Source organism: Oribacterium asaccharolyticum ACB7 (assembly GCF_000238075.1).
In the GTDB taxonomy this organism is placed as follows: domain Bacteria; phylum Bacillota; class Clostridia; order Lachnospirales; family Lachnospiraceae; genus Oribacterium; species Oribacterium asaccharolyticum.
The window spans coordinates 280,689-292,331 of the sequence record NZ_JH414504.1 but is presented as its reverse complement, the minus strand read 5'-3'; the positions used below and the strand labels follow the sequence as shown (position 1 = coordinate 292,331).

General features: G+C 43.2%; 17 protein-coding genes and 1 pseudogene. 1 reads left to right on the top strand and 17 read right to left on the bottom strand.

The window, feature by feature from the left end; genetic code table 11:
- Positions 1-209 (top strand): annotated as a pseudogene (locus tag HMPREF9624_RS11890) (ISLre2 family transposase); the annotation flags it as partial.
- A gap of 51 nt (positions 210-260) precedes the next feature.
- Here HMPREF9624_RS11890 and HMPREF9624_RS01320 read toward each other — a convergent pair.
- From HMPREF9624_RS01320 to HMPREF9624_RS01245, 17 genes are all read right to left on the bottom strand, one after another.
- Positions 261-1,133: a glycine-rich domain-containing protein gene (locus HMPREF9624_RS01320; RefSeq protein ID WP_009536197.1), complete on the bottom strand. Its 873-nt coding sequence runs from the start codon at positions 1,131-1,133 to the stop codon at positions 261-263.
- Positions 1,133-1,531, bottom strand: coding sequence for a hypothetical protein (locus HMPREF9624_RS01315; protein ID WP_009536196.1), 399 nt, complete (start codon positions 1,529-1,531; stop codon positions 1,133-1,135). Before HMPREF9624_RS01315 ends, HMPREF9624_RS01320 begins: the two co-directional genes overlap by 1 nt.
- Entirely contained in the window at positions 1,528-2,082 is a 555-nt protein-coding gene (locus HMPREF9624_RS11365) for a putative phage tail protein (protein ID WP_009536195.1), read from the bottom strand. The genes HMPREF9624_RS01315 and HMPREF9624_RS11365 overlap by 4 nt, the downstream gene beginning before the upstream one ends.
- The gene (locus HMPREF9624_RS01305) at positions 2,083-3,255 is read right to left on the bottom strand and encodes a baseplate J/gp47 family protein (RefSeq protein WP_195891124.1); all 1,173 of its coding nucleotides are present in this window, start codon (positions 3,253-3,255) and stop codon (positions 2,083-2,085) included.
- Between the two features lie 10 nt (positions 3,256-3,265).
- Complete coding sequence (locus HMPREF9624_RS01300; RefSeq protein ID WP_009536193.1) at positions 3,266-3,673, bottom strand: DUF2634 domain-containing protein; 408 nt, start codon at positions 3,671-3,673, stop codon at positions 3,266-3,268.
- A complete protein-coding gene (locus HMPREF9624_RS12345) occupies positions 3,670-3,825 on the bottom strand; it encodes a hypothetical protein (RefSeq protein ID WP_408637213.1) in 156 nt (51 codons plus the stop codon). Before HMPREF9624_RS12345 ends, HMPREF9624_RS01300 begins: the two co-directional genes overlap by 4 nt.
- Positions 3,791-4,951, bottom strand: coding sequence for an XkdQ/YqbQ family protein (locus HMPREF9624_RS11840; protein ID WP_009536192.1), 1,161 nt, complete (start codon positions 4,949-4,951; stop codon positions 3,791-3,793). The genes HMPREF9624_RS12345 and HMPREF9624_RS11840 overlap by 35 nt, the downstream gene beginning before the upstream one ends.
- A 2-nt stretch (positions 4,952-4,953) precedes the next feature.
- Positions 4,954-5,313 (bottom strand): LysM peptidoglycan-binding domain-containing protein, encoded by a 360-nt coding sequence (locus HMPREF9624_RS11835; protein WP_195891121.1) that lies wholly within the window; start codon positions 5,311-5,313, stop codon positions 4,954-4,956.
- Between the two features lie 271 nt (positions 5,314-5,584).
- A complete protein-coding gene (locus HMPREF9624_RS11360) occupies positions 5,585-7,723 on the bottom strand; it encodes a phage tail tape measure protein (RefSeq protein WP_009536190.1) in 2,139 nt (712 codons plus the stop codon).
- 145 nt (positions 7,724-7,868) lie between these two features.
- Complete coding sequence (locus HMPREF9624_RS01280) at positions 7,869-8,276, bottom strand: phage tail assembly chaperone (protein ID WP_009536189.1); 408 nt, start codon at positions 8,274-8,276, stop codon at positions 7,869-7,871.
- Positions 8,273-8,602: a YjcQ family protein gene (locus tag HMPREF9624_RS01275; RefSeq protein ID WP_009536188.1), complete on the bottom strand. Its 330-nt coding sequence runs from the start codon at positions 8,600-8,602 to the stop codon at positions 8,273-8,275. Before HMPREF9624_RS01275 ends, HMPREF9624_RS01280 begins: the two co-directional genes overlap by 4 nt.
- A gap of 9 nt (positions 8,603-8,611) precedes the next feature.
- Complete coding sequence (locus HMPREF9624_RS01270; protein WP_009536187.1) at positions 8,612-9,040, bottom strand: phage tail tube protein; 429 nt, start codon at positions 9,038-9,040, stop codon at positions 8,612-8,614.
- 13 nt (positions 9,041-9,053) lie between these two features.
- Positions 9,054-10,136 carry a phage tail sheath subtilisin-like domain-containing protein gene (locus tag HMPREF9624_RS01265; protein WP_009536186.1) on the bottom strand — a complete coding sequence of 361 codons (1,083 nt, stop codon included), beginning with the start codon at positions 10,134-10,136 and terminating at the stop codon, positions 9,054-9,056.
- Positions 10,129-10,569, bottom strand: coding sequence for a phage tail terminator family protein (locus HMPREF9624_RS01260; RefSeq protein ID WP_009536185.1), 441 nt, complete (start codon positions 10,567-10,569; stop codon positions 10,129-10,131). Before HMPREF9624_RS01260 ends, HMPREF9624_RS01265 begins: the two co-directional genes overlap by 8 nt.
- Positions 10,566-10,985: a hypothetical protein gene (locus tag HMPREF9624_RS01255; RefSeq protein ID WP_009536184.1), complete on the bottom strand. Its 420-nt coding sequence runs from the start codon at positions 10,983-10,985 to the stop codon at positions 10,566-10,568. The genes HMPREF9624_RS01260 and HMPREF9624_RS01255 overlap by 4 nt, the downstream gene beginning before the upstream one ends.
- Positions 10,978-11,322, bottom strand: a complete 345-nt coding sequence (locus tag HMPREF9624_RS01250) for a head-tail adaptor protein (RefSeq protein WP_009536183.1) — start codon at positions 11,320-11,322, stop codon at positions 10,978-10,980. Before HMPREF9624_RS01250 ends, HMPREF9624_RS01255 begins: the two co-directional genes overlap by 8 nt.
- The gene (locus HMPREF9624_RS01245; RefSeq protein WP_009536182.1) at positions 11,312-11,632 is read right to left on the bottom strand and encodes a head-tail connector protein; all 321 of its coding nucleotides are present in this window, start codon (positions 11,630-11,632) and stop codon (positions 11,312-11,314) included. Before HMPREF9624_RS01245 ends, HMPREF9624_RS01250 begins: the two co-directional genes overlap by 11 nt.
- Between the last annotated feature and the right edge of the window lie 11 nt (positions 11,633-11,643).

Genomic DNA, 11,643 nt, shown 5'->3' with positions numbered 1-11,643 from the left:
TTCTTCAGTTGGTGCGGATAGGTCGAGAAGAAAGAAAGCTGGAAGCGACCGGAACAGAAGGGATAAGTGTAAAGGAAATAAGACTTAGAGATGTGTTAAAAGAGCACTATGATGCGTCAAAGAAATATATAGATGGGCTCCATGCATCAATTCCGGGAGAAACGGTTAAGAAGACTTTCTCCATACGGAACCACCTCCGTTTATTATAAAATTTTGACATGACATAAAAATGATAATAAGATAATTGAAAAGTTGAGGACCTATATCAAGGTGTATTTTTGAAGCTCGTTAACTGACAGTAAGTTTACTCCATCAACAATGGTATTACCAATGGTATGGAAAAGTCCTTCTTGATAAGATGGTACTACATAGTTTAGTTGCTGTCCGGGTGTTACATTCATGTACCCCGTAACAAAATAACCACCACCGCCACCAGCTCCGGTATTCCAATAATTACGCCCACCATCATTTCCTGCACCGCCTTGTCCAACAAGAATATATCGAATTTTGTCCACCTTGTCTGGTACGGTCCATACGCCGGCACCTACACCTAGAGTTACCGAACCGCTGATTCCTGTTACGGTGATTCGAGCACTTACTTTCCCTTCGTCATACCACCTACCGTCTTTTACCGTGACGTAGCTGTACGCTCTTACATACAGCTCTCTTTCCTCAAGTTTTGGCGTTTCATAGTGCACATCGGCGCTGTCATAAACCATAAAACCGTCTGTCTCACTCGTCGGCATACTGTCATACTTGAAGACAAAATGTATACCACTAAACAAGCCCTCGCTCGGTTTCGCCCATGTAAGCCGGACTTGTCGATGAGCGTACATGGACAAACTAAAATTTGTTATCGAAGCGATTCCGAAGGCTTCCAGAGCCATCTTTTTGAGAAGCTTGTCTTCCAGAACAATAACAGCATTTTTCCCGTCTCCGGACGATGTGATAGACTCCGGTAAATCATCATCTGCTCTCTCCGGCTTGAATTTTTTATAAACGCCTGCCGGAAGAGGGAGAGCCATGCTTGCAGTGTCTCCCAATTTTAGATGAGTGTAACTTTCATCCATGAACACCTTATCACCACGGCTCTTTCCTCCGGCACCGCCGAGAGGTATAAAAACACTACTCATTACTTACCCCCCTTTAATTTGACCTTGAAATCAGCTGTCGGCTTCTCTACTGCACAATAGAAGGTCACGAAGCCATCTGTAACCTCTGCGCTAGTAATCAGTCCCGCCATCTCGTCATAGGTCTCAATGTCAGAAGGACTGGATGTCTTCGTGTGCGCCTTTCCCATAGATACGGAGTCAGAGGCCTTGACCGTTGACACAGCTACCTTTTGGCTATATGGTGCAGAGGAAGACCAGTTGCTGGCCGAAAGTGTGACAAGCGATTCTTTAGTATTCGCGACAGATAGCGCGGCTTTTAAAGCGCCATCTATCTTATCCATGTTTTCATTAAGCTTTTCTATATCTATAAAATCCGTTTTATCGGGCTTGTTTAATTTCAAGTTTTCTGTTTGCGTCATGATACTCCTTTCTGCCACTTCTCATTTTGATGAGCATCTTCCCATGTGCACGATTTCATTTCTTCCCAAGTTTTTTTGCTGAAATTCCTCCAACGGTTATAAATAACATGAATTTCAAAGTGCATATTCATTGGTATCATCTGCTCTGCGGTCTCTCTTATGAAATCGAGTGATCTAAGACTCGCAAGCTTAACGGGAATAGTAACTGAGAATCCCTCCACCAGCACATCCGTGTTTCCTTCCCCGCTCGTGTTCCCTAATACCTCTTTTAACTTTCGTAGTGTGTAAGGAAGTGCTTTATTTTCGATAGCGAGAAGCCTTTGTCTTCTATCCTCCTCGGTATCGCTGTCTAAAGGGCGAATGCGGAGAAACTCTTCCATTTTTGAAAGACCGTCTTCCGTCATAGAAGATATAAATCTGTCCTTTAGCCACGTCTCTGCTTTTAGCCATATAAGAGTAAATTCCGGATTTTCACTCTTACCCACAGCTTGAAAGTCTTTTACTGCTTTCAGGAACTCCGGAAGATTTACTAATAAATCCGTATTTTCCATTTATCCCTCCGAAACGGTCTTTAGCACCGGTATTTCATCCTCTGTAAGGTTTAGATTATCTGCACTTCCGTTAATTTTCGTGTTTTTGATATCCACAACACCCTCAATAGCTAGTAGCCTTGCAGTAATCTGTACATGTCGAACTACCGCATTTTCCTCGGCCCAAGCCTTCCGAAGCTCCAGCATGTACTTTTCTATCGTCTCTTTAATCTGGCTTTCCAGTGCAGAAAAGCTATATCCGCTGGCGAAGGTAAACTGCCCCAATATAGCAATCTCTTTCTCCTGTGGTGCCCCCACAAGGACGGTGTGCCCGATAGGTGCAAGGCCGTACCCTTCACCGTGTAAAGGATCTATTTTTTCCTGTACTTGTCGGATGAGCTCCGTACTTGCTTTTGCAAAAGTGGTATCCAGTACTTTAACCGAGACACTTCCACCTAAAGACAGGGCGCTCTTCTGTATCAGCTCATATACAAGGCTTAGCCACTTCTTTTTATCTTCACTTCCGGATAGACCTTTTATCCATGCTTCAGTCCCTTCAGGAGGCTTGATAGCGTCTTTACCCACATCGTTCCCGGGGATTCTTTTCACCCTACACGCACCGACACCGTGAAGGGCGAGAACTTTATCAACGTAATCATCTTTGTTTCCCCCGAAAGCCACGGATTTATAGGAGTTAAAGAATCTTTCTCTTAGGCTTTCCGTGCTTTCTTCGTCTTCTCCGGGGATAAGCAGCTCGGAGATATTCACTTCTTCCAGCTTATCGATATAGCCGATGGGAATAATCTTTCCGTAGGTTTTGTTTCCAACTATTCCAGGCTCCTCACACTCAACCTTATAGGATCCTGAATCCATCTTCTCTATCACTTTGTAATTTGCCGTGTCTCCTGTAAAACGTTCCCCAATAGGGATTTCAACCTCTGACGGCGTGGAGCTCACTCTAAGGATTGCTTTGGTAGCCGGTTCAGGCGTGATTCCTCTGTCTTTCGCCCTCATAATGACAAACTCTCTATCCGCCGTATCGGTAAAGGCTTGTCTCAGCATCCAATCGAGCTCCGTATAAAGAGTGGCAAGCTCAATAGCTGCTAAAGCATTAGAAGTATGCAGCAAAGACCCCTCTTGCTTATCGATATCCCCTTCCACCCTGGAGAGCATTCTCCCGAGTATTGTTTCCATTGTTTGATTCTCATACATTCTCAGACACCTCAATTTTTCCCAGTTTTGTCTTTACTGTAAGCTTGATTTTTAGCTTTGTTCCGTTCTTACTTACTTGGAAATCGTCCACTCCCGTGATATAGGGATGGATTTTTAAAGCTTCTTCTATCTCCGCCCTGCTGTCGGCTTCCAGATACTCTTCCGTAGTAGTCTGCCCAAGATACTTCTCTAGTGACACGCCATACTGCCAAGAGTAAAGAGCATAGCGGAAACGCTCCGTATGCATACAGCACCACACCCACATACGGATTGCATCCAGCCCCTCCACAATTCGTCCGGTAAGACGGTTCTCCGTAAAATCTATTTCGTATTCTCTCGGAAAATATTCATTCGCTGTCAGGTTTTCTTTTACGTCATAAAAAGAAGGTAAAAGGCTCATAAACTCACCACCTTATCAATTATCACGAATTTGGAATCAGAAAGTTGATAGACAAGGACGGTATCTCCGGCTTTCAATTTATCCAAATATTTACTCTTATCTGTGCAAGACCCCCCATTACTTGGCGACTGCATTATTGCTTCCACGCACAAACGGCCTATTAGATGCTGGCTTACTAACAGATCCTCCTTCCGGAGCTCCAACTTTCCCAGACTTAAAGAATCTTCCCCGGTCATCGTCGCCAGCTTTAACTCTTTTCTTCCCTCGTCCTTTGGAAGCAGATTTGCCAGAGTGTTTTCCCACATGTTTATCCTCTTTCTTTTCATCAAAGCTTTTCTCATCCATAACGGAATCAAAGCAGATATCAAGCTCCATCGTGTATTTTTCCCCGTCAAAACTATGGCGGTCAGCACTGATCCAGTATTTTCCGTTAAGCCCCGTAGAGGAATCCTTAACATTTACAAAATAACAGCTTAAGCAATTAATATCTCCTAAGGCACTTATCTTTATCTCTTGCTTTGGCTGTACGCTCATAAGAGCATTAGCGGATTGCACTGTATCCTTTTCTTCCTTCTTGAAAATCTTCTGGAAAACACCGTACTTCTTTATAGATCCATCATCTTTTATCTCGCCTATTTGCTTCCCTTTTTCATCGTAAATTTTAACCCTGTTCACGATGGTTTCCATTGTTTCCGTAAGGCTTGCAGCTGTAATATTTTCTGATTCAGATAGGATAAAGTTCCTTACACTCCATTCCGTCTTATAGACCGCAAAGCCTCTTTTATAAATCATTGGGAAGTATTTATCTTTTGTTACCTGGTGAGCCTTTGTATAGGCTCCCATGATGATTTCATAGATTCCTTTATCATCACAAAGAAAAGAGGGGATGTTCACGCCGGTAGGGTGTAAATGTCTTATTGGTATCTGCATATCGTCGAGAACTTGCTTTGCTATCCCTTCTGCAGTTAAATTCTTGAAATTGTACTGCCCGGTGCTCTCCAGCAGATTCTTCATCATGTCGTAAGCCGTGTAGGTAATCGTCCCTATATTAGAGCTCCGTTCCACTCCAAATATTTGTCCATAGAACACTTCTTCCCCGTTATAAGAGAAACTAACAAAATCTCCGGTAGACACCTTCGGTATATCAAAGCTGTCATTAGGAGCATTAATCAGGTCAAAGGACAGTTCCCGAGAAGCTTGGCTTGCAGACCCGCTCCACTCAACCTTAGATACAGGGATGGAATACTGCCCGCTATCTTTTATTAGTGTTACTGTCATTCTTACCCTCCCGGAATAACAAGCTTTTGCCCTACTTTAATCCGATTAGGATTTCCCCCTATTACTGCACGGTTAGCAGTATAGATTGGCTTCCAGTTGGAGGAGCCGGTTAATCGCTTTGCGATAGAAGTAAGCGTGTCTCCCTTTTTCACTATATACTCTTGTGTGCTAACTTTTGGCACGGTACGGGCCGTTTCTTGGTTTGCTCCATCCGCTGGCGGAGCACTTTCTCCGAGGCCATCTTGGGCAACAGAAGACTTTGAAGCACCAACATTTCGGTACTCTTTAAAGCTGATTGAGTAAAAAATATCACCTGTGCCGTCATTCTCTCCCCATTCGAAAGATTCTATGGTACAGTCCATTCTTATGGGGCTTCCTGTAATGACTAGCTTAACGGTACCCGTCTGCTTCATCCTCTCGATTGCATCCACATACTGCAGTGGTTTAAGAATGCTACCTCTCCTGCAATATGAGGAATTTCTTCGGAGCGGAAAAAAGGAACTGAAAGAAACCGTCATCAAGTTCCTTTTCCCCTTCAAAGAAACCTCTCCAATTCCTATGATAGTTTCACTCTGATTGTTCTGCGAACTCTGAACCTGATATTCGGAGGGCAGTACCGGAATAGATATATTGTTAAGCCATATTTCCACTGAATGTCCACTCCCCTCTATTACTTATAGCCATAGACAATTTTCTCGCTATCGCATCACCTATTTTATTGATGTCCGCTTCTTCGCGAACTGTGAAATTATTCCCGCTGACATTTACCGATATACTAGTGCTAGTCATTCTGCGTCCCTCAGCTCTCGCCATAGCAACAGACTGGTCATGGGGATAAATCCGAGATCCACTAGGAAGGTCTATGATTTCTCCTCCGCGTTCGCTAACTTGAACAAGTCCGCCTGTCCAGTTCATAGTACCACCAGCCATCTTCGGGACTGTCGTTGCGGTTGCAGTTCCGGTTTCTCCACTATTTGGGACTACGATACTGCCTATAGCATCAATGACATTTTTGACCGCTCCTATTATTCCATTAATAATTCCGCTAATGAATGAAAATATGGCCGTGAATATACCTTCAACCACGTCTTGTACACCCTTCCAGGCTTTTTCCCAATCTCCGGTAAATACACCTACGAGGAACTCTATGATTCCGCCAATAATTTTTATAATTCCTTCAACAACACCAACTACGATCTCAACAACACTAGAAATCAGTCCTATCGTTACTCCTATTGAGGCAACAAGTCTTTCACCGAGCCAATTAATGAACATTCCCAATACGGGACTTATGGCCTCCCAGCCGGCTAATACCGTATCTTTAATGCCGTTCAAATGAACCATGATATTTTCAAATACCGGACTAAACTTACTTAGCGCCTGTTTAAAAACATCAAAATGTTTCCGCACTAAAAGCACTATGCCGATTAAAACTAAAATTGCTGCAATTACTAACCCAACCGGGCCGGTAATTACAGCTATAAAACCGCCAGCTTTTGAGACAAGGGCAAACACTTTAATGACAATACCGACTATTTTAACCAGTTTTCCGAATGCAATTAGCATAGGCCCTATACTGGCTACTAAGGCGATATTTTTGAGTACAGCCTTCAGCTGTTCGTCACTCATGCTATTCAGCTTATCCGCGAGTTTTTGCGCCCATTCTACAAACTGTTTTAAGTAGGGAAGTATAAAATCACCGATTCGAATAGCTATACCCTCAATAGCTGACTTAAGAAGCGTCAGCTGTCCATTTAGGTTATCGAGTCTCCCGGAGGCTGCCTCTCCTGCTGCACCGCTCGCGCCTTTGATACTTCTTTCGAGGCTGTCATAGGCGTCATCAGTGGAATTGATTACAGCAAGCATTCCTGCCGTGGCAGTTTTCCCGAAGATTTGGTTTGCATAGAAAAGCTTTCCTTCTTCGGTAAGTCCCGAAAATCCTTTCTTCATATCATGCATAACATCGGAAAAGGATTTCATCGTGCCGTCACTGTTCGTCATGGAGATCCCCAGTTCTCCCATTGCTTTTTTCACTTCTTTAGAGTCACCTGTCATATTAAGAAGCGCTGTTCTAAGAGTCGTACCAGCTTGAGAGCCGTCAATAGAAGCATTTCCCATGATACCGATTGCCGTATTGACTTCCGCAAAATCATAGCCGAGTGTTCCGGCAAGAGAACCGACGTATTTATAGGATTCCCCGAGGCCAAGCATATCCGTCTTTGTATTCGTGAAAGTTGCAGTCATGATATCTGCGTACTTCTCTGCCTGATCCGCACCTTCTCCGAATCCTGCAAGTGCACCAACCATGACATCGGTAGCCTCTGCTAGGCCTATCCCTCCGGCACTCGCTGCTGAAAGAATACCGTTTAGACCTTCCATGTTCTGTTTGGCATCCCAACCGGCCATAGCGGTATACTGCATAGCCTCCCCGACTTCTCTAGCGGTCCATGCCGTCGTTGCGCCGAGGTGCTTCGCCTGTTCTGTTAGGCTGTCGTCCCACTTCTCACCCATTATAGCTTTAACACCACTCATGGAACTTTCAAAATCCGCTGCAGTTTTTACTGCTGCAATCCCCGCACCGACAATCGGAACTGTAACTGCTGCAGTAATTGCTGTTCCAGTATTTGCTATGGAATCACCGGCTTTTTGTATATCTCCGGCAATTCTTGCAGTATTCTTATCCATAGCAGTTATAGATTTAAGCGATTTCTGGATTCCTCCGGTAAACTTATCTACCAGCCTTAGCGTTACGTCTACAGTTCTGTTTGCCATTCTTTACTCCTCTGTTCCATCTCTACCTGAAGGAATGCGTGTACAATCCGCTTCTCTCCATATCCCAGATTAAAGAAGTCCGACGGCTTCCAGTGATGTAGGCGGAAAAGCCAATACATCGCGTTAGTTTCGCTGTCGGACTCAATTAGTTTTTTACTTCTTTAACTTCATCCTCTTCCAGAAAGCCGGAGAACTTTGTAACCTTATCAGCAAGGACTGTCAGCTCCATTCCGGGGAAAAATAAAAAAGCCAAGTCCTTAGGACTGGCTACTCCAAAATGTTTTTGCAGTTCTTTATCTTTAAGGCTGGGTTCCATAAGGGCTTCACAAATCATCAAAGCGTTTACATCATAAGCCTTTGAATAATCCACCCCACCCTTGTCTCTCACGGCTGTGGATGCAATGGATGTATATTCTTTTCCGGAAAGCGCGCGAAACTTAAGCACAACCTCTTCTCCCGTAATCTCGCTTAGTTTCTTTGCCTTTACTTCCAGAAACTCTTCCTTCTGAAACTGTCCTCTATCAATCTGTAAAAGTTTTTGCGTTAAACTCATATTTCCTCCCATTTCACAATATTTGAATCGCCTTGAATCAGTCTTATCGCTTCCTTCATCAAGCTGTTCTCCTCAAGATACTCTAAGCCCTTTAAGGTTATCTCCGGTCTTATAAGCTTTATTCTAGGATAAAAGCCCTCAACACTCTCAATCATCTCTCCTCCGGAAATATACCCCTCTTTAAGCAGCATACTCATAATTCTTGACCACTTAGGAAATGAAAGATTCAAGGATTCATGGGACAAAAGATTCTTGTCCCACTCCTCGAAATCCATAGACATATGGAGAATAGCAAGTATCTTATATATACTTTTAAACTCCTCCATACTTTCCTCCTAAATGGCATCAATATAATCCCAATCCTCACAAGTGAAGCTGTAGGACTCTTCTGCGTTCTTTCCGTGCTCCCAGTTCGCAAGGATTGCCTTATCAAATTTGCAGCCATATGCCACAACTCTCTCCGTACCAAGCCCTGCCGGATCCGCAAGCTTAGAAATAATCTTGAAATTCGGAACCTTACCATTCTTCAGGCCGTCAGAAACTTTCTTGGCAAGGAAAGACGAAATCTTGTGTAGCTTAACTTCTCCTTTTGCCTCTACCTCGGTAAGCTTCTGCCCATTCATAAGGCTTCTTGCTCTGGAAATTGGCGTATACTTCGCATTGATTTCCAGCTTAAAAGAAGTAACCTCCGCCATATAAGTGTCATCAACCCAAAGTTCTCCCCAGGTACCGTTAATGACCTGATCAGATACAAAACCTTCCATCTTTTCTCCTTTCTTACAAATAGATCTCCAAGTCCATATCTTCCATAGCATCCAAAATGGAAATATTCGCTCTTAAGAAGACTCTGGATCCGGTATTCTCTTCTTTTAGATCTTGCTCTGAAAGATTGTTTACATCCTTACCCTGCTGCTTTAAATAATCTCTCTGCCCGTCAAGGTCCAGATAGCACTCGCCCTTAGAAAGCAGATTGGACCGAATCAGTCCGGAAAAATAGGAGTTAATGGCGGTAATAAGCAAGCATTTATTATCATAAGTATTTGCGTATCTCCCGACATAGGTATCTTCCCAAGCCCTCCGGATATCCTCGTAAATCATATCCATGATTTCCACAATCTTAATTTTCTTAAAGCTATCTCCCTTCAACTCATTTGTAGTAGTTAAAGAGTTTACACCCCTGTTGACCTTTACCTTTTCACCGTCATACATAAAGATAAGCTTTCCGGCTCCTACTGCTTCATCCGCTTCCTGTTTGGTAAAGCGCTGGCAGTCAATGAAATCTTTAAGCGGTGCATAGGTAATAGAAATACTCAAAGGTGTGCCACAAATAAGACCGGCAATTCTCGGTGTTACCTGTTCTGGAGTAAGCACCGTTCCATCCGGACGAGTAAGACTCGCATTTACATTAATAATTCCCTCGCTATCTCCTAGCACTTCCGGAAGAACAACCTTACGCTTTAACTTCTGCTCGATTCTAAGATTCTTAATCCAGGTAACTACCTCATTTGTCTTCCCGTCTGTCTTAACTGTCGGAATGGCCAGATAATCAAATCGATTCTGTGCAAAGTATTTAAGCATTGCTGTGTACTCGGCATTTACCTTATCTGCTCCACCCTGCATCACATAAACAAGGATTTTTCTCGGAGACGTTACATAGCCCTGCAAGGCGTCCTTTACGTACTGTGCATTTGTCTCGCTTAAAGCTTTCGGGATATCCGTAACAGAAAATACCGTAAACGGATCTATTTTCGTCTTATCCTGTAATCCTAAGGCTACAATTCCTCTCTCGCCTCTTTGAATTGCGGACTCCCCTTTCTCAACGAAGCTAATGTTTACTTCCGGAGATTTTAATTTACTCATTCTCTACTCCTCTCACAATCAACTCTTTTACAGTCTCTTCTTTCTTTTCTACCGCTATGGAATCAAACCACTGAAAACGCACGGTAATCTGAAAAATATTATTTTCCGCGCCGATGTAGTCAAACTCCACACTTTCCACAGTTACCAGCTTGTCCTTAATTCTCACCTTTAAATGAAAAGCTTTCCGGATCTTTTCAAATACGGAAAGCTCTAATTCTTCATTTGGTGTTTTTTCAAGTAAGGTTATTTTGTATCCGCAGGTCTGCCGAACAAGATTTAAGGATTCATAGTTAAGCGTATATGGCACGATTTCCGTATAAAAAGAGGGAAGCTTCAAGCCTTCTCTTACGTCGGTTCCATAAATCTTAAAATCGGGAAAGGCCACTTTCAGCGCAGCATTACAAGACTTTTTCACTTCTAATAATTCAATCATAAATTATGCCTCTTCAGTGCTTTAGCGACAAATTTGTCCGTGTTTTCTCCAAAGCTGTCTCCAAATTCCTCTCTCGTTCGTTCCGCATAATGCTTTCCCGGAACAAACCCTCCTGTGTCATGGCCGAACAGCCATTTTCTATGACCATTCTCAAGCAAGTGGAATAAAGGGCTCTTATTTGTTACAGACACTGCTGTTGCACGGTACAAAAGGTCCTTTTCCATCTCAATCTTCCAGCTTTTCGGAATCGGCTTCTTCCCACTAGTGTAATTTTTATAGCCTTTTTCGTTGCAATCTTTCTTCCACTTGTTTGCCTGCTCCCGGAGATACTTTTCAGATTCTTCCGGAAATTGGTCTATAATGCTTTGAAAATCCTTATCAAGCCCATGAAAATTGATATCCAAGGCATCACTCATAGGCTATCTCCTTTTCCCTCTTCTCCGTGCACATACACTCGACGATATAGTTCTCCTCCAGAGGATTAATAATCGACTGGATTATGAACTGCCGGTCTTTATACACGAGAATATCCGTAGGTTTTAACCCCTCCCAGAAACGGAGCGTTATTTTAACGGATAAAGTGTGATATTCCTTGTAATACTCTGTATATTCACTTCCTCTTACCGGGCGAATCTCTCCGTAGAGCTTTTTTACCGGAATCAACCTCGTCACTGTAGATCCTACGAAATTTTCCGACTCTTCGTAACGGTAGACCGAGATGACCTTCCTAAGCCTTCCCGCATTAATTGCCATCACTTGCACCTCCAGGAAGAAGATTCTTCGCATGCATGGAGAGGATAATTTCAGCTGTACGGTTAACATTATTCTTATCCACAATCATGGAGCGATTGTCATACATATCCGCGATGAGGGTAAGAATCGCAATCGTAATATCCTCGTGCCTCTCCATTTCCAAGTCGCTAAGCCCTGTATAAGATCTCGCATAAGATATTGCCGCAATTTTCATGGCTTCCAAAGATAAATTCTCGCTATCGGATACGTCGTCATCCATAATACGGCAATAATTCGCGATAACCGGTAATGTTAATTCGCTTACTTTCATTCCTCCCCCTT